At 63.8% G+C, this 25,068-nt stretch carries 22 protein-coding genes and 1 riboswitch; of the genes, 13 read left to right on the top strand and 9 right to left on the bottom strand.

The features are described 5' to 3' along the window. Positions 1-28 precede the first annotated feature (28 nt). Positions 29-1,240: a DEAD/DEAH box helicase gene (locus tag OW493_RS02710; protein WP_289863152.1), complete on the top strand. Its 1,212-nt coding sequence runs from the start codon at positions 29-31 to the stop codon at positions 1,238-1,240. A 77-nt stretch (positions 1,241-1,317) separates the two neighbouring features. On the opposite strand, the gene OW493_RS02705 is transcribed toward OW493_RS02710, so the two are convergent. The 3 genes from OW493_RS02705 to OW493_RS02695 all read right to left on the bottom strand — a co-directional run bounded on the left by OW493_RS02705 (position 1,318) and on the right by OW493_RS02695 (position 5,437). After that, entirely contained in the window at positions 1,318-2,448 is a 1,131-nt protein-coding gene (locus OW493_RS02705) for a GGDEF domain-containing protein (RefSeq protein ID WP_289863151.1), read from the bottom strand. A gap of 198 nt (positions 2,449-2,646) precedes the next feature. Beyond that, positions 2,647-4,356, bottom strand: a complete 1,710-nt coding sequence (locus OW493_RS02700) for a potassium/proton antiporter (protein ID WP_255303023.1) — start codon at positions 4,354-4,356, stop codon at positions 2,647-2,649. 121 nt (positions 4,357-4,477) lie between these two features. Further along, complete coding sequence (locus tag OW493_RS02695) at positions 4,478-5,437, bottom strand: hypothetical protein (protein WP_084208992.1); 960 nt, start codon at positions 5,435-5,437, stop codon at positions 4,478-4,480. A gap of 125 nt (positions 5,438-5,562) precedes the next feature. Beyond that, positions 5,563-5,676, top strand: a riboswitch (TPP riboswitch). Between the two features lie 61 nt (positions 5,677-5,737). Between OW493_RS02695 and OW493_RS02690 the strand changes: the two genes are divergently transcribed. The 3 genes from OW493_RS02690 to OW493_RS02680 all read left to right on the top strand — a co-directional run bounded on the left by OW493_RS02690 (position 5,738) and on the right by OW493_RS02680 (position 8,507). Beyond that, on the top strand, positions 5,738-6,490 hold the full coding sequence (locus OW493_RS02690) for an ABC transporter ATP-binding protein (protein ID WP_205700454.1): 753 nt from the start codon (positions 5,738-5,740) through the stop codon (positions 6,488-6,490). Next, entirely contained in the window at positions 6,487-7,254 is a 768-nt protein-coding gene (locus OW493_RS02685; protein WP_077372781.1) for an ABC transporter permease, read from the top strand. Before OW493_RS02690 ends, OW493_RS02685 begins: the two co-directional genes overlap by 4 nt. Positions 7,255-7,319: 65 nt before the next feature. After that, positions 7,320-8,507: an ABC transporter substrate-binding protein gene (locus OW493_RS02680; protein WP_289863150.1), complete on the top strand. Its 1,188-nt coding sequence runs from the start codon at positions 7,320-7,322 to the stop codon at positions 8,505-8,507. 115 nt (positions 8,508-8,622) lie between these two features. Here the strand turns inward: OW493_RS02680 and OW493_RS02675 are convergent, their stop codons facing one another. The 3 genes from OW493_RS02675 to OW493_RS02665 all read right to left on the bottom strand — a co-directional run bounded on the left by OW493_RS02675 (position 8,623) and on the right by OW493_RS02665 (position 11,808). Then, positions 8,623-9,873: an MFS transporter gene (locus OW493_RS02675; RefSeq protein ID WP_289863149.1), complete on the bottom strand. Its 1,251-nt coding sequence runs from the start codon at positions 9,871-9,873 to the stop codon at positions 8,623-8,625. Between the two features lie 41 nt (positions 9,874-9,914). Next, the gene (locus OW493_RS02670) at positions 9,915-10,751 is read right to left on the bottom strand and encodes an alpha/beta fold hydrolase (protein WP_289863148.1); all 837 of its coding nucleotides are present in this window, start codon (positions 10,749-10,751) and stop codon (positions 9,915-9,917) included. A gap of 148 nt (positions 10,752-10,899) precedes the next feature. Beyond that, a complete protein-coding gene (locus OW493_RS02665; protein WP_077372772.1) occupies positions 10,900-11,808 on the bottom strand; it encodes a LysR substrate-binding domain-containing protein in 909 nt (302 codons plus the stop codon). A 168-nt stretch (positions 11,809-11,976) separates the two neighbouring features. On the opposite strand from OW493_RS02665, the gene OW493_RS02660 reads away from it, so the two are divergent. The 3 genes from OW493_RS02660 (at position 11,977) to OW493_RS02650 (ending at position 15,503) form a co-directional block, all read left to right on the top strand. Further along, entirely contained in the window at positions 11,977-13,029 is a 1,053-nt protein-coding gene (locus OW493_RS02660; protein ID WP_240499556.1) for a YeiH family protein, read from the top strand. Positions 13,030-13,207: 178 nt separating this feature from the next. Continuing rightward, complete coding sequence (locus OW493_RS02655) at positions 13,208-13,474, top strand: GrxA family glutaredoxin (RefSeq protein ID WP_077372769.1); 267 nt, start codon at positions 13,208-13,210, stop codon at positions 13,472-13,474. 274 nt (positions 13,475-13,748) lie between these two features. Next, positions 13,749-15,503 (top strand): monovalent cation:proton antiporter-2 (CPA2) family protein, encoded by a 1,755-nt coding sequence (locus OW493_RS02650; protein WP_077372766.1) that lies wholly within the window; start codon positions 13,749-13,751, stop codon positions 15,501-15,503. 92 nt (positions 15,504-15,595) lie between these two features. Here the strand turns inward: OW493_RS02650 and OW493_RS02645 are convergent, their stop codons facing one another. Then, on the bottom strand, positions 15,596-16,462 hold the full coding sequence (locus OW493_RS02645; RefSeq protein ID WP_169477155.1) for a DMT family transporter: 867 nt from the start codon (positions 16,460-16,462) through the stop codon (positions 15,596-15,598). Positions 16,463-16,611: 149 nt separating this feature from the next. Here OW493_RS02645 and OW493_RS02640 point away from each other — a divergent pair, with 149 nt between their 5' ends. Beyond that, complete coding sequence (locus OW493_RS02640; protein WP_077372760.1) at positions 16,612-17,382, top strand: DUF1338 family protein; 771 nt, start codon at positions 16,612-16,614, stop codon at positions 17,380-17,382. Positions 17,383-17,745: 363 nt separating this feature from the next. On the opposite strand, the gene nhaD is transcribed toward OW493_RS02640, so the two are convergent. Continuing rightward, positions 17,746-19,053: a sodium:proton antiporter NhaD gene (nhaD, locus tag OW493_RS02635; RefSeq protein ID WP_077373243.1), complete on the bottom strand. Its 1,308-nt coding sequence runs from the start codon at positions 19,051-19,053 to the stop codon at positions 17,746-17,748. A 274-nt stretch (positions 19,054-19,327) separates the two neighbouring features. Here nhaD and OW493_RS02630 point away from each other — a divergent pair, with 274 nt between their 5' ends. The 5 genes from OW493_RS02630 to OW493_RS02610 all read left to right on the top strand — a co-directional run bounded on the left by OW493_RS02630 (position 19,328) and on the right by OW493_RS02610 (position 24,023). Then, positions 19,328-20,230, top strand: coding sequence for an acyltransferase (locus OW493_RS02630; protein WP_289863147.1), 903 nt, complete (start codon positions 19,328-19,330; stop codon positions 20,228-20,230). Beyond that, entirely contained in the window at positions 20,217-21,167 is a 951-nt protein-coding gene (locus OW493_RS02625) for a LysM peptidoglycan-binding domain-containing protein (protein ID WP_289863146.1), read from the top strand. The genes OW493_RS02630 and OW493_RS02625 overlap by 14 nt, the downstream gene beginning before the upstream one ends. 338 nt (positions 21,168-21,505) lie before the next feature. Then, complete coding sequence (locus tag OW493_RS02620) at positions 21,506-22,663, top strand: glycosyltransferase family 1 protein (protein WP_084208998.1); 1,158 nt, start codon at positions 21,506-21,508, stop codon at positions 22,661-22,663. Beyond that, complete coding sequence (locus OW493_RS02615; protein WP_077372749.1) at positions 22,635-23,186, top strand: phosphatase PAP2 family protein; 552 nt, start codon at positions 22,635-22,637, stop codon at positions 23,184-23,186. The genes OW493_RS02620 and OW493_RS02615 overlap by 29 nt, the downstream gene beginning before the upstream one ends. A gap of 75 nt (positions 23,187-23,261) precedes the next feature. After that, positions 23,262-24,023, top strand: coding sequence for an alpha-ketoglutarate-dependent dioxygenase AlkB (locus OW493_RS02610; RefSeq protein ID WP_279854933.1), 762 nt, complete (start codon positions 23,262-23,264; stop codon positions 24,021-24,023). On the opposite strand, the gene OW493_RS02605 is transcribed toward OW493_RS02610, so the two are convergent. Then, positions 24,015-24,938, bottom strand: a complete 924-nt coding sequence (locus tag OW493_RS02605; RefSeq protein ID WP_136938128.1) for a LysR family transcriptional regulator — start codon at positions 24,936-24,938, stop codon at positions 24,015-24,017. The genes OW493_RS02610 and OW493_RS02605 overlap by 9 nt on opposite strands. Positions 24,939-25,068 lie beyond the last annotated feature (130 nt).

Below are 25,068 nucleotides of genomic sequence, written 5' to 3'. Positions count from 1 at the left end.
CCTCCTCCCCTTGAAAAATCGAGACACCATGCCATTTTCCGCCCTTGGATTGAGCGACCCCATCGTCAAGGCCGTTACCGAGCAGGGTTATCAGACCCCGACCCCGATTCAGGCGCAGGCGATTCCCGTCGTGCTGGCCGGCGACAACCTGATTGCCGCCGCGCAGACCGGCACCGGCAAGACGGCAAGCTTCGTGCTGCCCCTGCTGCAACAACTGATAGACGCCCCCGAGGTTCGCGCCAAGCGAGTGCATGCCGTCATCCTGACGCCGACGCGTGAGCTGGCCATCCAGGTGGAAGACAACATCCGCCAATATGCCGCACATCTCACGCTCAGCTCCATGGCGATGTATGGCGGCGTGGACATCGCCCCGCAGCAACAGCGTCTGATCGAAGGCGTGGACATTCTGGTCGCGACGCCAGGGCGTCTTCTCGACATGTTGACCCGACGCGCGATCCATCTCGACGAGACACGCACCCTCGTCATCGATGAAGCTGACCGCATGCTCGACATGGGCTTCATCGCCGACATCAACAAGATCGTCGAGAAACTGCCCAGCCAACGTCAGAATCTGCTGTTCTCCGCCACCCTGTCGCCCCAGGTACGCATGCTGGCCAGAACCGCGGTGACGGACGCCGTGGAGATTTCCATCGCGCCGGAAAACACCAGCGCTCCCGAGATCACCCAGAGCCTGATCACGGTCGACAAGGAATTCAAATCCGCGCTGCTCAGCCACCTGATCCAGAGTGGCGAGTGGCAGCAGGCGCTGATCTTCATCGAGACCAAGCGCGGTGCGGCCAAGCTGGTCAGCCAGCTGGAGAAGCGCGGCATAGCCGCCGAATCCTTCCACAGCGGACGCAGCCAGGCGGTCCGCGAGCAGCTGCTGGCAGACTTCAAGGCAGGCAAGGTGCCATTTCTGGTGGCGACGGGCGTCGCGGCGCGCGGCATCGACATCGATGACCTGCAGCGGGTGGTCAACTATGACCTGCCGGATGAGGCAGAGAACTATGTGCACCGTATCGGACGCACCGGACGCGCCGGGGCAAGCGGTGAAGCCATCTCACTGGTATCGCGTGATGATTTCCGCAACCTGTGCGCCATCGAGCAGCATCTGGGCAACTTCATCGAGCGTGTGGTGATCGAAGGGTTCGAGCCCGGACTCGCCGTGCCCGCCTCGACGATGGACCCGCTGCCACGCAAGCCGGCCCGCGCTCGCCGCCGACCTGCCGGCAAGCGCTGAGCCATTCGCGCACCGTACACGACATCGCGACAGTGGAACCGCCTCCTCCACTGTCGCTCTCACTGCTGATCACCGCCTCACGACCTGCTGCCGTGAGGTTCGCTGCTGCGCGATACCGGCCCCAGCTGGTTGTCGCTGACGAAACGATTGCAGCCTTCGCGCTTGGCGCGGAACAGGTTGACGTCCGCCTTGGCGATCAGGCTTTCCAGATCCTTGTCCCCGGACTGGCGTTGGGCGACGCCGATCGAGAGACTGACATCGAGACTGTTGATGCCGTCATTGATGACGAAGGGCAATGCCGAGGCCCCCTTGCACAGACGCTCCGCCACCTGGTCGGCGCGCTCACCATGCAGCCGCGGACTCAGCAGCACGAACTCCTCCCCGCCATAGCGACCGATCAGATCTTCTCCGCGCAGGATACTGCGCATGCGCTTCACCAGCTCCTTGAGCACCTGGTCGCCCGCCGCGCGTCCCCAGGTCTCGTTGATCAGCCCCAGGTGGTCGACATCCACCATCATCACGCTGATGGGCTGTGTTCCCATCAACATCTCACGCCCCTTGTCGATCAGTTCCGCGCGACTCAGCGCCCCGGTCAACTCATCGAACCGCTCGCGTGACTCGAAACGCTGGCGCAAGCGATCCGCCGACCACCCCATCTGTACCAGCACGAGGGTGAAGAACACGGTCAGAACGCAGAGATTGATCAGTCGGAACGCGAATGCCCACCCGGGCGGCAGCGGATTGGCCACCCCCTGGAACATCAGCACGACATAGGCCAGCAGCGGCATGCTCAGGCAGATGAGACACAGCAGCAGACGTCGCGTGAAGGGCATGCGAATGCAGTAGATGCACAGCAGCGCACCGAAATAGAAATAATCGAAACCGGGGGCTGGACCGAAATAGCCCAGGGACAGACTTATCTGGGCACAGGTACCCAATGCCAGCAGGTTGGCGGCCAGTACCTCTCGGCGCGCGCGATGCAGCTGTAGACAGACAAGGTCCACCACCAGCATGCCCAGATCCAGCGCCAGAATGCCCATCTCTCCCAGCCAGAGCATCAGACCGGCATACAGCAGGTGACTCGCTATCGCGAGCACATACACCACATTGAAGGTGGCGTGGAAGGTCTTCTCGTCCTCGGTGAGGCCTGGTGGGAAATCCTCGAATCGCAACAGCCAGCGCGCAAGGTGTGGATGTGGACTGCCCATGAGACTATCTCCTTGGCTGCTGACCACCATTCGTGGCCAGCCAGACCAGGCGGGTAAAGGCCTGACTAGCCAAGGGTACGTCATCCCTCAGTCGAAAGGAGATCAGCACATTACACGCAATGCATAAACCCGCCACCAAGCGCCGTGCCAGTCTGGCGTCACGACAGGCAGAACCGGGCCACGCCGCAAAGAACCGCGTCAATGCAGGCGCAGCCCCACCTTGGTGATGCGATTGCCCTCGACCTCATTCACCACCCAGTGAATGCCATGCCAGTCGACATCATCCCCGACCACCGGCACCCCGCCGACTCTGCGGGTGATGAACTCGGCGATGGTCAGGTGCTGCTCGCCCTGAGAGAGCGTCAGTCCGTAGACATCGGCGATATCCTGCATGTTGGCATCCCCTTCCAGGGTGAAGGTGCCGAAGAAGGCGCGCTGTTCATGCTGCAGACTCTCGCCATTGAACATGCGATTGAGGCTTGGCACATCACAGGAGCGCCCGACGACGCACAGCACGTCCTTCTGATGCAGACAGGTGCTGCCCTTGGGATGGATCAGCACCTTGTTGCGGAACAGTGCCCCGACCTTGGCCCCGGAGGGGAAGCGCAGCATGCGCAATGCCACGCCTTCCAGCGCCGTGTTGTCGACCCGGTAGACCAGCATCTCGTAATCGTTGACGGGCATGATGCCCAGCAGATTGCGGCGGCTGGGCTGTGCGCCCGGCGGCACCACCACCCTGAGCTTGCGCGCCATGGGAGCCAGCGACGAGCCCTGCACCAGCAGCGAGATGATCACCACGAAGAAGGCGACATTGAAGTAGACGCCGGCATTCTCGACCCCGGTGATCACCGGGAAGATCGCCAGCACGATCGGCACCGCCCCTCTCAACCCGACCCAGCTGATGAACCACAGCTCTCGCCAGCGGAAGCGGAAGAAAGGCTTGAGACACAGGATCACGGCCAGGGGGCGCACGAACAGGATCAGCGCCACGCTCAGAATGGCGGCCGGCAGCGCGAACTGCAGCATCGTGGAGGGTGAGACCAGCAGACCCAGCATCAGGAACAGCACGATCTGGGACAGGTGGGCCAGTCCGTCATGCACCGGCAGGATGTGTTCGAGGTGGCGCCCCGGATGATTGCCGATCATCAGGCCACACAGATAGATGGCCAGGAAGCCACTGCCACCGAGCTCATTGGTCGTCGCGAACAGGCTCAGGCCCAGCGCCAGCGCCAGCAGGGAATAGAGGCCGGGCGCCAGATCCAGATAGCGCATCAGACGGGCGATCAACCAGCCACCGGCGATCCCCATGCCCGCACCGACCCCGAACTGCAGCGCGAAGCTCATGAGTCCGGCGGCGACCCCCGACAGCTGTCCGGTCAGTATCTCGGCCAGGGTGATGGTGAGGAAGATGGCCATCGGGTCGTTGGTACCGGACTCGATCTCCAGCGTCGCCCCGACCCGCTCGTTGAGGTGCACCCCCTGCCCGCCCAGTAGCGAGAAGACCGCCGCGGCGTCGGTAGAGCCGACGATGGCCCCGACCAGCAGGCCTTCGATCAGGGTGAGGTCAAACAGCCACATGGCCAGCAGCCCCACCAGCCCGCTGGTCATGAAGACCCCGACGGTCGCCAGCACCAATGCCGGCTTGAGACCCGCGCGGAAGGTCGAGAGACGGGTGCGCAGACCGCCATCGAGCAGAATGAGTGCCAACGCCAGATTGCCGATCAGGTACGCGGTAGAGGCATCATCGAACTGGATGCCGAGCACGCCATCCTCCCCCGCCAGCATGCCGAGTCCCAGGAACAGCAACAGCAGGGGCATGCCGAGACGAGCCGAGACCCGACTTGCCAGCACGCTCAAGGCGATGAGCATGCCCGCCAGCAAGAAGTAATAGTTCAGATTCTCTACCACGTGTGCTCCCCCGCCATTCCCGGCACCAAGTCTCGAATCACGTCTGCGACGGCCCAGAGACAGTATTCCATGTCAGCGACGAGGCTGCAGAGAAATTTCTCAAATATTCATGGACTTGCGATCAACATGTCAGGCTTCTCGGCGACACCCAGGCCGGGGCTGCCGCCAGCTCGGCGTAGCGGGTCGGACCGAAGGCTTCCATCGCCCACAACAGGGCTCGGCACAGCTCACGCTGACCGTCGATATCGACCATGCGCCCATGACGCGAATAACCGGCGAGGAAGGCCTCACGCTGACTCGGCGTCTCCAGCAACAACTCGATCAGTGCCCAGTCGAACTCGATCGGGGCCCACACCAGTGCCTCCCAGTCGCTCCATACCCAGCCGGTGGCGGCGCACAGATATTGGTCCGCGCGCAGGTCCGGCAGACTCCAGACGGCGCGAGCGGGATGCGAGAAGGTGCGTGATGGCAGGTCCCCCAGCTCGTGTGACAGGGGATGGCGCGCGAGAAAACGCGTCACGCGGGCATTCCAATGCAGCAACGGCATGGGCTGGGCAAGGGGCTGGCCAAAGCCGGACACGGTGTCCTGATGCAGCCGCCCGACCTGATCTCCCAGCAACTCACAGAAGGTGTCACTGAGATCACTGGGCTGACCGCTGGACCACGGCAGATGCCAGACGGGCGCGCCATCGAGACGCCCCAGATAGGTCAGCGGCAGCGGAGGGATGGGCAAACGCGCCGGCAGCGCGCCCGCCAGCCGTGTCAGGGCCTCAGGTTGCGCCCAGCGATCGGCGCCGAAGACACCGCGCATCGCTCGCCAGAAGGGGTCGTGATCCGGGCCGGTCCGCGCCAGCTTGATCAGGCCGGGGGTGCCGCCACGCTGTCGCCACAACCAGTTGGCACTATCCGGCCAGGCAAGTGCCAGCGGCTCCAGCGCATGCCCCAGATAGGTGGAAAGACGGCGAGTCAGCGCATCCTCCGGCCAGCCATTGGGCACGGATGTCGCGTCTGGCATCACGGGTCGCCGCGGTGGCACGGGATAACCGCTGGAGCAGGTCGAGAGATCCGGGGTATCAGGCATGTTGATCTCCTTGAGGCTGCGATACCTCGATAGCATACCCAACACCGGGCCATGCAGCATAGCCACACGACAGCCACCCCGACGATGGCAGGGATGCAACCGGCGGGCAGGTGACGGTACACTGTCGGCCTGGATGGGGGTGCCCGAAAGTGGGCTGAGAGCCGATGCGTCACGTCGCATGGCAACCCCTGGAACCTGATCCGGTTGATACCGGCGGAGGGAATTCCGGTCACCTGCCCAAGCGTCAGGCGCCCTGCGTGCTTCCTCCCCTCGGCATGCCGCCTGACCACGGATGACACTGTGTCGCTGGGACTCTCCCTCAACAACGCCCGCATCGATTACGCCAGCCATACGCTGTTTCGTGATCTGTCGGCGCGTCTGGATGCCGGAAGCTGGACGGCCCTGCTGGGCCGCTCGGGCTGTGGCAAGAGCTCACTGCTGCGCCTGCTGGCCGGCCTCGAGATGCCCGACCATCACACGCTGGAACTCACCACCGATGATGGCAAGCCACTGGCGGGTCGCGTCGCCTGGATGGCGCAGCAGGACCTGCTGCTGCCCTGGCGCCGGGTGCTGGACAACCTGTGTCTGGGAGATGATCTCCATCGTCGCCCTCGCGATACCGAGCGGGCTCGCGAACTGCTGGCAGCGGTGGGTCTGGAGGGGCGCGAGCAGGCCTGGCCAGACGCCCTCTCCGGCGGGCAACGCCAACGCGTCGCATTGGCGCGAACGCTCTACCAGCAGGCTCCGGTGGTGATGATGGATGAGCCCTTCTCCGCAGTGGACGCCATCACGCGACTCGAACTGCATGATCTCGCCAGCCGGCTGCTGGACGGACGCACCGTGCTGATGGTCACGCATGACCCGCTCGAGGCGCTGCGCCTGGCCGACCAACTGCTGGTGCTGCGTCCGGGCCGCGACAGCCAGCAGGGGGCAGTGCTCGACCGCTTGCCGGGGCTCTCGCCGCCTCGCCCGGTGCCGCTGGACCTGCCCGCCCTGCAGCAGGCCCAGTCCGAATTGATCACACGCCTGCGCGACGGCGAGGAGACGCCATGAAACGCCTGCATGCCCTGCGTCATCTCGCCATCAGCGCCGCCGTCCTGCTGGGACTCTGGCAACTGGTGATCATCACCACGGCCGTGCCGCCCTACATCCTGCCAGCGCCACTGGCAGTCGCGGAGGTGCTGGTCCGTCAGGCCCCGATGCTGGCACACCACGCCGGCATCACCTTCGCCGAGATTCTTGGCGGGCTGGTACTGGGGGTCCTTCTCGGGCTGAGCACCGCGCTGGCACTGGCGTTCATCCCCCGTCTGCGGCGCACCCTGCTGCCATTGCTGCTGATCAGCCAGGTGATTCCGCTGTTCGCGATCGCCCCACTGCTGGTGCTGTGGCTGGGCTATGACATGCTCTCCAAGGTCGTGATGGCCACGCTGATCATCTATTTCCCCGTGGCCTCCACCGGCTACGACGGCCTGCGCCAGACCCCTCAGGGATGGCTGGATCTCGCCCACACCCTGGGCGCCAGCCCGTGGCGACTGCTGCTGCATGTCCAACTGCCCGCCGCGCTGCCGGCATTGGCCTCCGGCGTGCGCATGGCAGCGACAGCCGCTCCCATCGGGGCCGTCATCGGTGAGTGGGCCGGCGCAAGTCAGGGCCTCGGCTATCTGATGCTCAATGCCAATGCCCGGATGGAAATCGACCTGATGTTCGCCGCTCTGCTGGTGCTGGTCGCCTTTTCGCTGCTGCTGTATTTCACGCTGGATGCCCTGCTGCGTCGCCTGATGCCCTGGCATCGGGATCGCCTGACCCGTTTGAACTGAGCGCTTCCGGCTGTCAGGCGATGCCCTGACGGCCTCACATTCTCGACACCACAAGGAATACCGCCATGCCATTCTCGCCATCGGCGATCCGCCGTTCCGGCAAGCTGTCCTGCCTCTTCGCGACGCTGCTGACAACCCTCAGCCTGAGCACCTTCGCCCTGTCAGCCGAGACTGGCGCAAGCGCCGAGCCCCAGGCCCCGACCGCCAGTGACAGTGCAGCGGCAGCGGTCACCAAGACCGGGCAGGACGGTGCCACCCTCGAGCCACACGCCTCTGCCAAGCAGGCTGCCGAGACCGAGCAACAGACCCGCCCCGCCGCTGCCGATGCGCAGGACCCGCAAGCGGCCGCCACCGATGCCAAGCCCCTCACGCACCTCAAGGTCATGCTCGACTGGTACACCAATCCCGGCCACGGGCCGCTGGTGCTGGCTCAGGAACTGGGCCTGTTCAAGCAACATGGTCTGGACGTAGAGCTGATCGCTCCGGCAGACCCCAGCGTCCCCCCCAAGCTTGCCGCAGCGGAGCGCGTCGACATCGCCATCAGCTATCAGCCCCAGCTGCACCTGCAGGTGGATCAAGGGCTGCCGCTGGTGCGCATCGGCACGCTGGTGGCCACCCCGCTCAACGTGGTGGTCGTGCGCGCGGACAGTGACATCCAGTCGATGGCCGACCTCAAGGGCAAGCGTGTCGGCTACTCCGTCGGTGGCGTGGAGGAAGTCCTGCTGTCCACCATGCTCCAGAACAGCGGCCTGACACTGGATGACATCACCCTGACCAACGTCAACTTCTCGCTGACGCCGTCACTGCTGACCCGCAAGGTCGACGCCGTCACCGGGGCATTCCGCAACTTCGAACTCGCCCAGATGGCACAGGAAGGCGTCAAGGGCCGCGCCTTCTACATCGAGGAAGAAGGCGTACCGACCTATGACGAACTGATCTTCGTCGCCAACAGCGACAGCTATTCTCGCAAGCACGAGCAGTACGCCGCCTTCCTGTCCGCCGTCGGTGAAGCCACCGCCTGGATGATCAACCACCCTGACAAGGGCTGGAAGCTGTTCCGCGAGTCCGACCCGGCACTCGATACCGCGCTCAACAAGAAAGCCTGGTATGCCACCTTGCCGCGCTTCGCCCTGCGTCCGGCCGCACTGGATACCGGCCGCTACCGTGACTTCGAGAACTTCCTGTACGAGCGCGGCATGATCAAGCAGCGCCAGTCACTCGACCACCTGGCCATCGACGTCAACGCGCCCTGAATAGACGGCCGATGACAGACACGACGACGCCCTGCCGGTTTCCCGACAGGGCGTCGTTTGCTTTCTGCCAGATGACGCGAGGATGCCCTGCCCCTAGCCTCCCGAGACCTTCCTGTCAGCGCCTGCCATCCACCGGACTGCCGGCTGACGCCCGCCTGGCCAGACGCCGCGCCAACCACGCCATCAGCACAGGCTGGATCACCAGCGCGACCACCAGCACCGCCACGAGCAGCGGCATGCCATCAAGGGCGCCACCCGGCGAGCTGACCAGCAGCGCCGCCCCGAGATAACTGCCCGCGGCAGAACTCAGGTGCTGAACGGCGCTCTGGGTGCTGGTGAAGGCGGCCCGCTCGTGCTCGGCAGGAATGAAGCTGTTGAGCGTGTTCTGTGCCACCCGCCGCGCCGAGGAGAACAGCATGTAGGCACCGAACCCCACCCACACCAGCGACGGCCCGGGCGAATGAAGCAGGAAGGCCCAGCCCACCAGCGCCGTCAGCAGACAGGTGATGGTGCCGGGCCAGACACTGCCGAAGCGATCACACAGCCGCCCGGTCAGCTGCATGCCCACCAGCGACAGTCCGCCTCCGATCATGTAGAGCCCGCCGAGATCCTCGCGAGGCAGATCGAGATTGAACAGCAGATAGCTGGAGAGATTGGGAATCACCAGGAAGTTGCTGAACATCGCGGTGGCGATCAGCGCCAGCCCGAGCCGGTGATTCGGCTGCGCGAGAATGGTGGCGATGGAGGTACCGGCGCGACTGCGAGGATTGTCCAGATGCCCCCGGATCGGCGGCAGCACCCAGGCCAGCAACCCGCAGACCAGCAACGCCAGCAGCGCAACGGCCCGGAACGGCGCCTGCCAGCCAAAGCCTTCGGACAACCACAGCGCGAAGGGCAGCCCCAGCACCGAGGCCACCGAGAAGGCCCCCATCACCATCCCCATGGCGCGCCCACGCCGGATTCCCGGCACGACATCGATCACGATGGCCAGTGCCGTGGCCGCCGCCGGCCCACCGAACAGCCCGCCCAGCATGCGCGCGGCCAGCAGCGTCTCGAATCCGGTGGCGAAGCTCGCGATCAGATGACACAGCGCAGCACCGAACAGAAAACCCAGCACGGCCCAGCGACGATCGAAACGATCCGCATGCCGCGTCCACAGCAAGGTACCCACCGCCGCCGCCAGCGGGTAGCTGCCGACGATGTAGCCCAGGTGGTCCAGCGGAATGCCCAGCGACTGCGCGAAATCCGGCCCCAATGCCATCACCATGGTGAAACCCATGATGACGGCGAACTGCAGCAGCGTGACCAGCGCGATCACCAGACGCTCGTGACGCGTCACCGGTATCGTGCCGTCTTCGTCAGGCACGCGGGGCGCCGCCAGCGGCGCAGGCGTATGACGTGAGCCGCTCAAGCGCGTGCGACGCGTTCAAGAAACGTCTCGACGGTCTGCTGGAACTCGCTTGCTCGCTCGGCATGCAGCCAGTGGCCGGCATCCAGCGAGGCATCTTCCAGGCGCGGGAAGTGCTCGCGCATTGCCTGGAGCCCGTCGGCCTGCACGTAACTGGAACGTTCGCCCCACAGCAGCAGGGCCGGCAGTTCCACCTCGCCGTGTGCCTGAGGCGCCTCGACGATCTGGGGGTAACCCGCCGCGATGTGATCGAGCCCGACTCGCCAGCCCATGCTGCCGTCCTCATCGCGCACCAGGTTGGTGGCGAGGAACTGACGGATAGCCGGCGCTTCCACATGGCGTGCCATCACGTTGTCAGCGTCCTTGCGCGAGGCAGGACGCGCCTCACGCACGGCCTCGAAGGCCGCGAATATCTCATCGTGCCCGTGTCCGTAGGCGATGGGCGCGATATCGGCCACCACGAGACTGCGCAGTCGTTCAGGTGCCTGCAGTGCGACCTGCATGGCCACCTTGCCCCCCATGGAGTGCCCCATGAGATCACAGGTGGGGATATCGAGCTGATCGAGCAGAGCGATCACGTCAGCGGCCTGCTCCGGGTAGCTCATGCCCGCCACATGCGGGCTGCGACCATGATTGCGCAGATCCACCGCGATGACGCGACGCGACTGCGACCAGAACTTGATATGCGAGCGCCAGTTGTCCGCGCTCCCGAACAGGCCATGCAGAATCACCAGCGGCGTCGCATCCTGCTCACCCGCCCCATTGCCCTGTGCGGCTTCACGGGCATCACTCTCGTTGTAGAAAAGCTCGACCGTCGTGCTTGTCGCAGTGCTCATCATCATCTCCATGGACGCTAGACAGACCCTCAGACGCTCCCGACCCTCACGCATCGCCCGCGATGGCAGGCGCCAGTGCGAAGCGGCAACCTCGTGGCCGAGTGTCAGAAAACGCTCATGTTAGCAGACTATCAAGCCGCCGCGCGGCTCACCGCGGACTGGCTTCCAGATAGACCTTGACCGCCTGCCACAGGGGGCTTCGATAGCGCTCCGGATGCCAGAGCATGGAAAAATGCCGCTTGAGGTTGAGCTGGGGCGTCTCCAGCACGACCAGCTCCCCGCGCGACAGCTCCGCATCCACAGACAGGCGCGAAAGGCAGCCCAACCCGAGGCCGGCAAACACAGCCTGCTTGATGGCCTCATGCTGCCCCAGCTCCATGCGCACCTTGAGGCGCTCGATTCGCCCGTGCAGTGCACGTTCGAAGACCGCCCGCGTGCCCGACCCTCCCTCGCGCAGAATCCAGTCGGCATTGGCCAGATCCTCGTCATCGAGTGCCGTTGCACGTATCGCCAGCGGGTGGGACGGCGGCGCCACCACCACCAGTTCATCCTCGCGCCAGGTCTGGCTCATCAGGCGTGGCGCGTGACAATCCCCTTCGATCAGCCCCAGCTCGGCATCGTAGTTGAGCACCGCCTCCACCACCTGATGGGTATTGCGCAGGCGCAGGTTGAGCTCGGTCCCGGGGTTCTCACGCATGAAGGCCCCTGCCAGGCCGGGCAACAGCCAGGTCCCGATGGTCGCGCTGGCGGCGATTTCCAGCTCGCCTCGCAGGAACCCCTCCTCCAGCCCGGGCTCACGGGCCTCCAGCTCCAGTGCATGGGTCTGTTCCAGCAGCTGTTCGGCACGCGCCAGCAGACGACGGCCATTGGCATTGAGGGCCAACCGGCGCCCGAGCCGCTCGAACAGCGCGACGTCAAGGTGGCGTTCCAGCTCTGAGAGCGCCTGGCTCGCCGCCGACTGCGAAAGCCCTATCTCTCGGGCGGCACCACTGACCGAGCCCTGGCGAGTCACGGCGACGAAGACCTGTAATTGGCGCAGGGTGATATGGATCTGCATATCGGTTTTTCCGGTAAGTGGTAAAGGAATAATCGACTAACTGCCCAATGATATTCCTGCATAAACTATTCATCAAACCAGAAGCACTAAGCATGCAACGCCCTCACATGCACTCAAGATCTTCACACGACAAGACCTGACCCGACACGCCCACCAAGGAGAAAGCCAATGGACGCACAGACGCTGACTGCCCCCCCTGTCACGGAACGGCTGCGCCGAATGGTGCCGGGACTCGCGCTGTGCGGCGGGCTGACACTGGCGGGGCTGGGGCTGCACGCCATTCCGACCCTCGCCGCGACCGGCGTCAGTCCGCTGGTCTTCGCGCTGCTGTGCGGCATCGTGGTCGGCAACCTGCCCGTCACCAGCCGCCATGCCCGGGCACTGGCACCAGGGCTGCATGTCGCGACCAAGAAGCTGCTGCGACTCGGCATCATCCTGTTCGGACTGTCGATCACCTTGCAGCAGATTCTCGGCCTGGGGTGGAGCGTGGTCGTGCTGGATGTCATCGTCATCGCCGCCGTGTTGAGCTGCGGCTATTTCCTGGGCACGCGCTGGCTCGGTCTGGATCGCGATACCGCCTTGCTGACCAGTGCCGGCTCTGCCATCTGCGGCGCCGCGGCCGTGCTGGCGACGGAATCCATGATCAAGGCACGCCCGGCAGCCACCGCCATGGCCGTGGCCACGGTGGTACTGTTCGGCTCGCTGGCCATGCTGGCCTACCCCTTGCTCTACCCGCTGACCGGCATGCATGAGGGGCTGTTCGGCATCTACATCGGCTCGACCATTCACGAGGTCGCTCAGGTCGTGGCGGCAGGTGAGGCGGTAGGCCCGGATGCCCTGGCCAATGCCCTGATCGTCAAGTTGATGCGCGTGATGATGCTGGTCCCCTTCCTGCTCCTGCTGCCCAAGCTGTGGGCCATGCGCAGCCGCAGCGAGGGGGATGACCGCGATGCCGGCGGCAGCATGACCATTCCCTGGTTCGCCCTCGGTTTCATCGCCATGGCCGGGATCAACAGCACCGGCGAGATTCCTGCCGCCCTGCACGCCAACCTGTCCGTGCTGGGGAGCGTCGCCCTGACCATGGCGATGGCGGGACTCGGGGTCGAGACACGCATGGATCGCCTGCGCTCACTGGGCATGAAGCCCTTCCTGCTGGCACTGATCCTGTTCGTGTTGCTCATGGTCGGCGGCTTCGGGGCCAACCTGCTGTTGATGGGGTGATACACGTCGGCAATGATTGAGTGTCGCAATCACCCAATTAGCGCCGCTCAATTGGCAAACCCGGTGAGGCTCAAGCACAATGGCATCCATCCATTGACTCACCGGTTCTGCCGGAAGCCCACGAACATCACGTCACGGTGGGCTTGACGAGTATCACGTACCCTCCAAGGAGAATCTCATGCTGGCAGTCATCTTCGGTCGTCCGGGTTGCCCGTTCTGCGTCCGCGCCAAGGAACTCGCGGAAGAACTTACCGCCAAGCGCGATGATTTCGATTTCCGTTACATCGACATCCACGCCGAGGGCATCACCAAGGCCGACATGGAAAAGACCATCGGCAAGCCGGTGGAAACCGTGCCGCAGATCTTCGTCGATCAGACCCACATCGGTGGCTTCACCGAGTTCAACCAGTACGTTCAGGACGAGGCACTGATGCCGCAGGCCTGATCATCGCCTCGACTTCTGTCTGATTCTGAAAAGCCCTCGCCCATGGCGGGGGCTTTTTTTGCAGCCGGCATGCCAGTTGCTCAGCTGATGCCCCTGCCACGCGCGCCGTCAATCAAGGGGCCAGCTTCCCACCTCTCGCCAGTGCCTTGACTCGTGCCTCCCTCAGGGCAGCCACTCACGGCAACGGGAAAGTGCGCAGCGGAGCGCTTGCGGCGCTTGCAAGCTGCGGCGACAATTCGCCTTTCTCCGCATGTAGCTGGACAAGGAAGCAAACATGAACATGTTGATGGAAGGCGCCGTGCTGCTGGGCTGCGCCGTGGTTGCCGTGCCGCTCTTTCAGCGCCTGGGGCTGGGGTCCATCCTGGGGTATCTGGCGATCGGGGTGCTGCTGGGGCCGTCATTGATCGGCTTCATCTCGGAACCGACCGAGGTGCTGCACTTCGCGGAGTTCGGCGTGGTCATGCTGCTGTTCATGATCGGACTGGAACTCGAACCCAAGCGCCTGTGGGACATGCGCCTCAAGCTTGCCGGGCTTGGCAGCGCACAGATGCTGCTATGCGGAGCGCTGCTGACGCCCGTCGGGTTATGGCTGGGCCTTGAACTGCCGGCCGCCGCCTTGCTGGGCCTGATTCTGGCGCTGTCCTCTACCGCCTTTGCGCTGCAGGTGCTCAGCGAGAATCAACAACTGGCGACACCCCATGGCCAGTCAACCTTCGCCATCCTGCTGTTCCAGGACCTGGCCGTGATTCCGCTGCTGGCGCTGCTGCCGCTGTTCGCCGACAACTTCGACGCTTCCACCGGCTCCGGCTGGGCCGGTGTCGCCAAGGGCATCGGCATGGTGGCGGCGGTCATCATCGTTGGCCGCTTCGTCGTTCCGCGCCTGTTGAAGATGGTGGCACGCAGCGAGATCCACGAGATCTTCACTGCCGCGGCACTGTTCGTGGTGATCAGTACCGCTCTGCTGATGGAATGGGTCGGGCTTTCCATGGCACTGGGGGCCTTCCTCGCCGGGGTGCTGCTGGCGGATACCGTCTATCGCCACGAACTCGAAGCCAACATCGACCCCTTCAAGGGCCTGCTGCTGGGGCTGTTCTTCATGGCGGTCGGGATGTCGGTGGACGTCTCGCTGGTCATGGAACGCCCGCTGACGGTGCTGGGCCTGACACTGGCGCTGATGGTCGGCAAGGTGCTGGTCATCACGCTGGTGGGCCGCGTCGCACGCCTGAAGCTTGCCGAGGCACTGCCACTGGCCGCCGTACTGGCTCAGGGCGGAGAATTCGACTTCGTGTTGCTGACCGCTGGCATGGCCGCCGGCATCTTCGATCAGACGCTTACCAGTCTGGTCATCAGCGCCGTGACACTGTCCATGGCCGCCACGCCCTTCCTGTATCGCTATGCGCGCAAGTTCGGTGCCGCGCGCGAAGCCAAGCGTCCCTACGATGAAGACTTCGGCCAGGAAGCGCCGCCGGTATTGATTGCCGGTTTCGGACGTTTCGGTCAGATGAGCGCGCGCATTCTCAAGACACAGGGCATCAACTTCACCGCCCTCGACCCCAACATCACCCAGGTCGAGTTCGTGCGTCAGTTCGGCTCGCGCATCTTCTACGCCGACGCCAGCCGATCGGAGCTGCTGCGAGCGGCTGGCGCCGAGCACGCACAGATCATGCTGGTGGCGGTCGATGACGCCAGGATGACCACCCAGATCGTGCGTACCGTTCGACAACAGTTCCCGCATCTCAAGCTGTTCGTGCGGGCCCGCAATCGCCACCATGCCTGGGAGCTGATGGAGCTGGGCGTGGAACACGTGATCCGCGAGACCTACGCCAGCAGCCTGGAAATGGGCAACGAACTGCTGGTTGCCATGGGCTATCCAAGCGCACGTGCCGCCGAAGTGGTCCGCGCCTTCCGCGAGATGGATGACACCATGCTCAAGAGCGATTTCGAGAACCGCCATGACCCCGAGGCGCTGGTCACCAGCGCCAAGAGCGCCATGGAAGAGCTCAAGCGCCTGTTCCAGACCAAGGGCTGATGTCCACTCTCGCCAGCTGCTGTCGCTCCAGAACCGAAAACGCCGCCCTCTAGGGGCGGCGTTATCGGTTCTGGCATCCACTGGCGTGCCATTCAGCTGCGAGTCACGGCTCCCCCGCGCAGGCGAGCGCGCCACTGCGGCCCGAAGAGATAGGCACACAGACCCACGACGATGAAGAGCGCCCCCGCCAGCACGCGGCTGGAGACTATCTCGCCATTCAGGGCAGCGCCGAGACTCATGGCGAATATCGGCGTGATCAGGGTGGCCAATGCCACGGTACTGGCGGACAGGCGTGCCAGCACGAAGTAATAGCACAGATACCCGATCAACGAGCCGAAGATACCCAGGTAGACGATCGCCCCCAGCGGGCGCTGTGTCGGCCATGCCTGCGGCACACCATCGACCAGCAGGGCCGCGAGAAGATAGAGCGGAAGCGAGACGAGCAGCGCGCCCTCGGTCTGCACCAGCGGATGAAGCCCTGCTCGCTCTCGCTGGACCAGCACGCCGGAAGCGGCAAAGCAGTTGACCGCCAGCAACATGGTCACCACCCCCTTCCAGCTGCCCGGTGGTAGCGCCAGCGAGTCCGAGACGGCGATGGCCAGTCCGCCCAATGCCAATGCGAAACCTAACCATTGCAGCTTGTCAAGAGGCGCACTTTTCAACCACCAGCGCGCGTAAAGTCCTGATAGCAGAGGAGCTAAGCCGAAAAGTAACGACATGATACCGCTTGGTAACCAACCGGCAGCAATATAGGCGAAGTACATCCCACCCCATATCCCCAGTGCAGCCGCCACGTAGCTGCGAATTGCCACGCGACCGAAATCCATTTTCAGCCCGAGCATGCGTAACAATGGGTAACCGATACACGCGGCAATTAACATTCTCCCCATGGCAGACCAGGCCGGCAGCCACCCGGAAGCACTCCATGAAATCGCCAGCGGTGTGGTTGACCACACCATGAGAACCACGCAATACGCCACCAGCACTGGCATTTTCACACTCCGAACAGTCGGTCAGAAAAAAAGGACAATGTCGTTGAATGGCCTTATCTGGCAGGTACCTATAATCGCTCCAGCACAGGGTGCCGATATCCCGTCAAGGAGGCTTCATGCAACGCGAGGAATTTCTACAACAGCTATGGCTGGACTTCGTTCACCGCCATCCGGATATCGGAGCGCTGGACATCTGGCCGGATGGCATCAGGCCCGAATATCTGATGTTCGTGACACTGGATCAGGGGCCATTTCGCAGCGAGAAACTGCGTCCCAGCCTCTATCATCAGGGCTATCGACGCGTGAAGCAGTACGCCATGGCCGACCGTGGCCTACTGGTGGATCTGCTGCTGCCGCCGGATGGCGGCTCGGCTGTCATGCTGGCCGAACTTCAGGCCAATAGCCTGCCTCCCCTTCACCGAGACCTGCTGAAGACGCTCATCAGCCAGAGTCACCGTGACGACTGCAAGGGACAGAACCTGCTGGCGCCGTGCCGCCCATGGGACATGCCGGACTGGCCCACCTTCGAGCGTCTGCTGGAAGCCAACCCGCTGGCGGCATGGCTATCGGTGATGGGCCCGCGCCTGCATCACGTGGGCTTCAACGCCGACGAGCTGGGAGAAACGCTTGAAGCTGTCTGCGAAGGCATGCTGATGCACGGCATGTCGCCGCAGAGCGGGCGCCACCATGCCGTACTCCCCATCAACCCCAAGCTGCAATACCACTACTATCCCGCGCACGCACAACGCATGGTATTCGCCGAAGGTGATGAGCACATGGTGGTGCTGGGAGGGCTGGCCCTGCTGGCAACGGCCGACAGTGGCCAGCATCAGCGCGCCGCCGAGCAACTGCTGCCAGAGCACACGCTCTGCCAGCTGAGTGCCTGACGGACAAGATTCACGAGCCAGATTCGCAAGCAGTAGTGCCGCAACGCCCCTGACGCCTCTGGCGCCAGGGGCGTTTTCATTGGCAAGCCATGTCATGACTCACCGCCATGGGCTCCCCTCGCGAGCCACTGGCTGTCGTGCGCCATGCTCGGGTGCCCCATGAGGTCTGCTGGTGGCTCAGAGCCGTAATACGTTGGTCGCAAGCAGGTTATCAACAGAAGCTGTGGAAAAAGCTGTGAAGAATCTCTGTACATCCACTCATCGGCTTCGCGATCTGGCGACCGATGTCAGATTGATCAAAAATTCACCACTTCACCGCTGAGCGCCTGACTGTCACGAAAAAAGCCTCCGAAACCACCTCGCCTAGCGCAGCAATGAGCCCAGTGACGTGAGCGCCACTCCCAGGTCCATCGGCGTGTCGGTGACCTGGCCCCCCAGCCAGTAGGCGCCGACGTATCCGACGCTGTACGCCAGCAGCAGCGCCGGGAAGAAGCGCAGGTAGCTCATGAAGGTCACCTCGCGCACCTTGGAGAGCGCAATCACTCCAGCGGCCGACCCGATGATCAGCAGTGATCCGCCCACGCCAGCGGCGTAGGTCAGCGCCAACCACTCAGCATCGTTCATGCCGACATCCGCCTTCAGCACCGCAGCCGTCAACGGCACGTTGTCGACCAATGCCGACAACAGGCCGATCAGATAATTGGCCTGCATGGCAGGCATCACGTCATAGAGCTGTGCCAGCCCTTCCAGCAGGCGGGCTTCCTTGAGCGCTCCCACCATCAGCAGGATGCCGAGGAAGAATAGCAGAGTGTCGAATTCAATTATCCTGATGTAATCAAGAATTCTGCGCTCCTCGCTGTCACTGCGTCGCTCGGCCACATGCCCGAGCAGGAACATGATCGACATCCCGAACAGGAAGGTCAGCAAGGGCGGGATACCGAACAGCACGTTCAGGCCCAGCGTGGAGAGGATGGTGGCGAGAAACAGCCAGGCCACAAAGCGGTCCAGACGCCGGGTGGGACGGCGTTCACGCGACAGATGGACTTCTCCCCCAAGCCCGGGCAGCAGCAGCGTCGCCAGCAGCATCACGCTGACGAAGGCCGGGATGGCCAGCAGCATCAGCTCACTGATACGCACCTTGTCGGCGAGGAAGATCATCAGTGTGGTCACATCACCGGTGATCAACGCCACCCCGCCGGAATTGACGGCAAACACCGCCAGCACCGCGAAACGCAGCGTCTTCTTCGGCGGCAATCCCAGAGACAGCACCAGCGTCAACGACACCAGCGTAGCGGTGATGTTGTCGGCCAGAGAGGAGAAGGCAAAGGCGAAGGTGCCGGTCAGATACAGCAGGCCTCGCTCACCGATGCGGCCCGGCAGCAATCGATAGATGAGATTGGCGATCAGTCCCTTGGCATTGAGAAACGCCACGAAGGTCATCGCCGCCATCAGAAACAGCCACAAGGTGGCGATTTCCAGCAGATTCTCGTTGAGCGACTCACCGACGTCATCGACTCCCAACGCACCGGGGCCGAAGATGAACAGCAGCAACCAGCTGAACGTCCCCAGCAACAAGGTCGTCTTGGCCTTGTTGAGATGAATCACGTCCTCGATGGCGATCAACACGAAGGCCCCGATCGCCAGCCCCACCAACACTCCCTGCAACCACATGTCGCTCTGCTCCCTGAAAGGGCGTCCATCTCGTGAGAGGACGTCGAGTGGCGGTGCATGCTCACGACGATGGCCGAGTGCCATGTCAGGCCTTCCCTTGCACCGGCCGACAGGAAAGTCGGCGCGCGAATGACACCACAGCTCACGAACCGCCACCATTCGACATCAGATGCGTACGGTTTGCGCAACGTCGAGTTGCTGTCCTCCACGCAAGCGGGGTGGGTTTCCTGTCACGGGTGAATTAGGATGGCGCGATCTGCTGAAGGAGTCGTTCATGTCGAGTATCAGAGGCGTCATCAGCCTGTTGTTTCTGATCACCAATACCCTGTTCTGGTCGGTACCGCTGTACCTGCTGGCATTGCTCAAGCTGCTCAGCCCGTCCCGTCGTCTGCAGCTTCATCTTCTCGAAGGGCTGAACCGTCTCGCCATGGGGTGGATCGGCACCAACAATCTGTGGATTCGCGCCTGGATACGCCCCCATTGGCAGGTCAACGTGCCGGACGCCCTGAAGGATGGCTCCGCCAGGCGACGCTGGTGGTTGGTGATCTCCAACCACCGCAGCTGGACGGATATCTTCGTGCTGCAGTATGCATTGCATCATCGCACGCCCATGCCCAAGTTCTTTCTCAAGCGCGAGTTGATCTGGGTCCCCGTCATCGGCCTGGCCTGGTGGGCGCTGGAGTTCCCCTTCATGCGCCGCTACAGCCGGGAACGGCTGGCCAATGACCCGCGTCTGGCGGAACGCGACCGTGCCGCGACACGCCGCATCTGTGAGCGAGCGGGCCAGTCGCCCATGTCGATCTTCAACTTCGTGGAAGGCACGCGCTTCACGTCAGGCAAGCATGATCAACAGCAAAGCCCGTACACTCATCTGCTCAGGCCGCGCGCCGGCGGCAGCGCTCAGGTGATCAGCATTCTCGGCGACCGCCTGTCAGGCATACTCGACGCCACGCTGGACTATCGTCACGCCAGCGCGAGCTTCTGGGAGTTTCTGTGTGGCAAGGGGGGAGATATCCATCTGGATATCGTGCAACGCCCGGTGGAACCCTGGATGCTGAACGGGGATTATCATGCGGACACTGCCTACCGCGAACGGTTTCAGCAATGGCTCAATCAGGTCTGGAAGGACAAGGATGCCCGACTGTCACGTGCAGGACACGACATTGAACAACTCTGACATGCCCCACGAGCCGCTGGGCGCTGTGCGCCTGGCCGTGGGCGCCATCTCGACATTTCTCCACAGGACATCTCGCGCGCCGCTGCGGCGACTGGCGTGGCTGAGCCTGGCACTGTGGCTGACAGGCTGCGCCACCGGCAGCTACTCCGGCTCACCGGCAGGCCAATGGATCACGATCCAGAAAGGCGACACCCTGGGGCAGATCGCACGCGACGCTGACATTCCCCTGTTGCGCCTCACCCGCTTCAACCCCGGCGTCAAGATCCGTGACCTCAAGGTCGGGCAGCGCATCCTGGTGCCCACCGCGCGTGAGCGTGCCCCCTCCGGTGGCCCCTATCGCTATCAGCTGCGCCCTGGGGACACCTACTCGAAGATAGGCCGTTACTTCGGTGCCAATCCTCAGCGCATCCAGACCGCCAACCCGGGGCTTCCCCCCAATGACCTGAAAGTCGGCACCCTGATCTCGGTTCCCCTCAATGGTGGCCCCAGCCGAAGCGCTTCCAATGCGCGTGCCAGCGGCGGCAGTCTCGTGGCACGCCCGGATCCGGGTCCGCTGAAGAAACCGCGTCAATCGTGGCGCTGGCCTGCCGCCGGCGAAGTCATCAGCGAATTCGGCACCAACCGCAATGGCCAACTGGCCCCGATGCGGATTCGCACGGCCAGCAATGGGGTCGCCAGCGCGCCGGCCAGCGGGGAAGTCCGCTTTGCCGACAACATGCGGCAATTGGGCAATGTGGTCATCCTCCACCATTCAGGCAATCTGCAGAGCGTATTGGCGCAGTGCGGAGAGATACTGGTCAAGGTCGGTCAGCAGGTCACGCCGGGCACCCCGCTGTGTCGCGTGGCACGTCGCAATGACGGCCAGCCTGAGCTGCTCTTCGACGTGCGCCATGGCGGCAAGCCGATCAATCCACGCGAGCTGCTCGAGAAACGCTGAAACTGGGGCTGCCGGTCTCACTGGCGAGCCCTTCAGGGGCTCGCCTTGCCAAACGAGCGTCGGGCATGCCTCGCCCACGGCGTCCTTCATGCCGCGCCTGTCGCCCCCGTGTCAGTTTCGGCCAGCGTGATTGGTTTTTGAGCTGTGACCTGTGACCGCCTTGAATCCGCTGCCTCCTGGCAGCATTGCCTGCTGGAGATTGCCCGCGGGAGATTGCCCGCTGGAGTGACCGCGGCTGCAACGACACCTGCGTGGGGTGTCATCACTTCGTCACCTCGCTGTTATGCAGGCGTCACTCCCATGGCCAATACTTCGTTCAAAGGTCATCAGGAGCCGTCATGGAGCGTATCGCCTTTGTCAGTGAAACCTGGCACCCGGAAATCAATGGCGTGGCTCACACGCTGAGCCATCTGTGCGATCAACTCATCACGCGTGGCTGCGAGCTGCAGCTCGTGCGGCCCGCACCCCGCGACGGCAGCCATGAACCACGAGTCGCGCAGGAGCTTCAGGTACGCGGCTTCCGTCTTCCGGGCTATGACACCGTCCAGATCGGCGCCCCTGCCCTGAGACGGCTGACGGCCCTGTGGCGCCAGCATCCGCCCTCCGTCATCTACATCGCCACCGAAGGACCGCTGGGGGTCAGTGCCCTGATGGTCGCGCGTCGCCTCGGCGTGCCCGTGGTGGCAGGCTTTCATACCAATTTCGACCAGTACAGCACCCACTATCATCTCAGGGCGCTACGCCCCTTGGTACGTCAGGGGCTGAAGCACTTCCACAATGCCGCCAACCTGACACTGGTCCCGACACGCACCCAGGCCGCCACTCTCGCGCAACAGGGCTTCAAGCATGTCCGGGTCGTGGGACGCGGGCTGGATTGTCAGCGCTTCTCGCCCGTTCATCGCAGTGAAGCGCTGCGTCGCCAGTGGGGCGTCGGCCCTCAGCAGCCCGTCGCACTGCATGTCGGCCGCCTGGCGGCGGAAAAGAACATCGAGCTGTTGATTCGCAGCTACGAGGCCATGCAGGCCGTGCAGCCGGATATCGCGCTGGTACTGGTGGGCGATGGCCCGCTGCGCGAACGCCTTGAGCAACGCCTGCCGGAGGCGATCTTCGCCGGCTTCCAGACCGGCGAGGCGCTGGCTGCCCATTACGCCAGTGCCGACCTGTTCCTGTTCCCCTCGCTGTCGGAGACCTTCGGCAACGTGGTGCTGGAAGCCATGGCCAGTGGATTGGCCGTAGTGGCCTTCGACTACGCGGCCGCTGCAGAAGTGATCCGCGATGACCACCAGGGGTTGCTGGCCCCCTGCACCCAGCCGGACAGATTCATCGAACAGGCAGTGGAAGTCTGCCAGCGACCAGCGCGTATCGCACGTCTCGGAAGAGCGGCCCGTGTACGCGTCGAGCCCATGGCCTGGAGCCAGGTCGCCGAGCATTTTCTTGCCTGTCTACGCCTCGCCGAGGAGAAGCCCGATGCACGATCGCAGCCTTCCCGTCTTTGAGCGACTCGACCTGCTGGAGTGGCGGCTGTGTCGCCAGGTGGCACGTCTGGCGCTGTATCGGCCGATCCTGACCCTCTTTCGCGTGGTCTCGCGCCTCGGTGACTGGCCCGTCTGGTTGCTGCTGACACTCAGCCTGCCCTTCCATCACGTGCAAGGTGGCTGGTTGATGCTGGAATTCGGACTGGCGGCGGGGGCCGGCGCCCTTTTGTATCGCGCCCTCAAGACCCGGCTGTGCCGGGAACGCCCCTTCATCACCTTCACGACCATCCAATGCACCATGCCACCGCTGGATCGCTACAGCTTTCCAAGTGGCCATACACTGCATGCGGTGCTGTTTGCCAGCCTGACGGCTCAGCAGCTACCGGAACTGGCCATTCTCGTCACGCCGCTTGCCATGTTGATCGCGCTTTCCCGCGTGATCCTGGGACTGCATTACGTCAGTGACGTACTGGCGGGGGCGCTGCTGGGACTCGGGCTGGCTGAAGTGGCCATTCTGAGTCTTGAGTCCCTGACAGGACTCTGAGCCCAGTGCACGCTCTGTCGGCGGCAGGCCACCTTCGACTTGCCGACAGTCAATTCGCTCTGGCAAGCTCGCCTCATGACGATATCCTCCGAGGCCGGCGACCTGTTCGCCACGCATCCTCAACACGCCCCTTCCCGCACCCCGCCAAGCGGACAGCGACCGGCCGGCCTGCCGGACGACTGGCAGACACTGGCCCATGGCTGGTATCGCCATCCACTGCACCCGCTCTATCTCAAGCCAGCCGCTCTGACTCCCCTGCAGGCCGACCAGGCACTGGTCACGCTGGATACCACGCTCGACTGGCAGCGGCCGAGCTTGAGCGTGCATGGCAAGACGCATCCCATCCCTCGCCGTCAGGTATGGATGGGGGACGCCGGGGCTCGCTATCGCTATTCCGGCAGCCTGTTCGAGCCAGCACCCTGGCGTCCGATGGCCTGGCACCTGGGGGAGCTTGCCCGTCACGCCATCAACCGCGAGCTGAGCGCGCAGCCGGGGCAGGAACGCCACATCGACCAGCACTTCAACAGCCTGCTGGCCAATCGCTACGCCGATGGCAATGACCGCATGGGCTGGCATAGTGACAATGAACCGGAGCTTGGCGACCGCCCCATCGTGCTGGCCCTGTCACTGGGAAGAGAGCGGCCACTGCGCTTCAAGGGACACCCCCGCAGCCCCTACGCACAGGACCCCGCCTTCAACCTGTGGCTGCCCCATGGCTCATTGCTGGTGATGGGGCGCGGCTGTCAGGACCGACTGCATCACGCCCTGCCGCCACGCAAGCTCGAGGGCGTGCGCATCAGCCTGACCTACCGACAGCTATTGACGGCGTCACGCTAGATCCTCATCAGGCACGGGCGGCGGCGAGACGGGATAGCGGGCCCGCAGAGTGTCCAGCATCGCCTGGACCGCGACCGACAGCTCATGACGGCCGCGGCGAATCACGCCGACCCGTTGCTCGATGACCGGCCCTTCCAGCCCCAGGCACCGACATCCCAGCGCTGACATCTGATCGGCGCTCATCGCCGGCACCGCGCTGACGCCAAGTCCCTCTGCCACCATGCGTCCGCAGGTCACCAGCTGATGGGTCTCGAAGGCGACGGTGAGCTTGAGCCCCGCCTCTGCCAGGCGCCGCTCCAGCATATGTCGCACTCCCGAGGGACGTTGCAGGGTGATGAAATCCTCTTCCAGCAGCTGATCCCAATGGATGGTCTCGGGAGCGCCCTGCAACAGGCCGTGCCCCTCGGGAATGATCGCGATGTAGCGATCCTCGAAGAGTGATTCGAAGACAAGGTCCTCGCGCACCCCGGGATCGAAACAGATCCCCAGTTCCACGCGCCCATCGGTGACACGCTCCACGACTTCCTCGGCGATCACGTCATTGACCTCGATGGTGATCTCCGGGAACTGCCGTCGAAAATCCGCCAGTACTCCTGGCAGCAGATTCCCGGCGAAGGTCGGCATGGCAGCCAGTGCCACACGCCCGCGTCCGAGACTGAATCGCTGGCGCATCTCGTCCTCAGCATGCTCCCAATCCGACAGTATCCTGCGAGCCAGCGGGAAGAAGGCCCGTCCTTCCGGCGTCAGGCTGACCTGTCGAGTGGAACGCTGGAACAGACGCCCACCCAACGACTCCTCCAGATTCTTGACGGCCAGCGACAATGCCGGCTGGGAAAGATGCACCAACGTACCCGCTTCCACGAAGGACAGGGTTCTGGCCACTGCGACAAAGGCTTTCAACTGTTTCAAGGTCATGCGGCATCCTTCCTGTGGGGTCCCTGGGGGACGCGCCTTGAGATGACATTCGGGGAAACAGGCTCAACCCGTCGCCGGGAGACCCGTCGGCCTCTACACCATTGGTCCAAGGTGACCAGAGCCGCTTGCG

It is taken from the genome of Cobetia sp. 14N.309.X.WAT.E.A4, assembly GCF_030397495.1.
GTDB lineage: Bacteria > Pseudomonadota > Gammaproteobacteria > Pseudomonadales > Halomonadaceae > Cobetia > Cobetia marina.
The sequence above is the reverse complement of the archived record's forward strand: the minus strand, read 5'-3'. Positions and strand labels throughout refer to the sequence as shown.

Excerpts from the sequence above, each read along its gene's own strand:
- OW493_RS02645 (WP_169477155.1), bottom strand. The coding sequence starts at position 16,462 with ATGGTGTGGTCAACCACACCGCTGGCGATTTCATGGAGTGCTTCCGGG.
- OW493_RS02640 (WP_077372760.1), top strand. The coding sequence starts at position 16,612 with ATGCAACGCGAGGAATTTCTACAACAGCTATGGCTGGACTTCGTTCAC.
- OW493_RS02650 (WP_077372766.1), top strand. The coding sequence starts at position 13,749 with ATGAACATGTTGATGGAAGGCGCCGTGCTGCTGGGCTGCGCCGTGGTT.
- OW493_RS02610 (WP_279854933.1), top strand. The coding sequence starts at position 23,262 with ATGACGATATCCTCCGAGGCCGGCGACCTGTTCGCCACGCATCCTCAA.
- OW493_RS02685 (WP_077372781.1), top strand. The coding sequence starts at position 6,487 with ATGAAACGCCTGCATGCCCTGCGTCATCTCGCCATCAGCGCCGCCGTC.
- nhaD (WP_077373243.1), bottom strand. The coding sequence starts at position 19,053 with ATGTGGTTGCAGGGAGTGTTGGTGGGGCTGGCGATCGGGGCCTTCGTG.
- OW493_RS02670 (WP_289863148.1), bottom strand. The coding sequence starts at position 10,751 with ATGAGCACTGCGACAAGCACGACGGTCGAGCTTTTCTACAACGAGAGT.
- OW493_RS02660 (WP_240499556.1), top strand. The coding sequence starts at position 11,977 with ATGGACGCACAGACGCTGACTGCCCCCCCTGTCACGGAACGGCTGCGC.
- OW493_RS02620 (WP_084208998.1), top strand. The coding sequence starts at position 21,506 with ATGGAGCGTATCGCCTTTGTCAGTGAAACCTGGCACCCGGAAATCAAT.
- OW493_RS02695 (WP_084208992.1), bottom strand. The coding sequence starts at position 5,437 with ATGCCTGATACCCCGGATCTCTCGACCTGCTCCAGCGGTTATCCCGTG.
- OW493_RS02605 (WP_136938128.1), bottom strand. The coding sequence starts at position 24,938 with ATGACCTTGAAACAGTTGAAAGCCTTTGTCGCAGTGGCCAGAACCCTG.
- OW493_RS02655 (WP_077372769.1), top strand. The coding sequence starts at position 13,208 with ATGCTGGCAGTCATCTTCGGTCGTCCGGGTTGCCCGTTCTGCGTCCGC.
- OW493_RS02665 (WP_077372772.1), bottom strand. The coding sequence starts at position 11,808 with ATGCAGATCCATATCACCCTGCGCCAATTACAGGTCTTCGTCGCCGTG.
- OW493_RS02680 (WP_289863150.1), top strand. The coding sequence starts at position 7,320 with ATGCCATTCTCGCCATCGGCGATCCGCCGTTCCGGCAAGCTGTCCTGC.
- OW493_RS02630 (WP_289863147.1), top strand. The coding sequence starts at position 19,328 with ATGTCGAGTATCAGAGGCGTCATCAGCCTGTTGTTTCTGATCACCAAT.
- OW493_RS02615 (WP_077372749.1), top strand. The coding sequence starts at position 22,635 with ATGCACGATCGCAGCCTTCCCGTCTTTGAGCGACTCGACCTGCTGGAG.
- OW493_RS02705 (WP_289863151.1), bottom strand. The coding sequence starts at position 2,448 with ATGGGCAGTCCACATCCACACCTTGCGCGCTGGCTGTTGCGATTCGAG.
- OW493_RS02710 (WP_289863152.1), top strand. The coding sequence starts at position 29 with ATGCCATTTTCCGCCCTTGGATTGAGCGACCCCATCGTCAAGGCCGTT.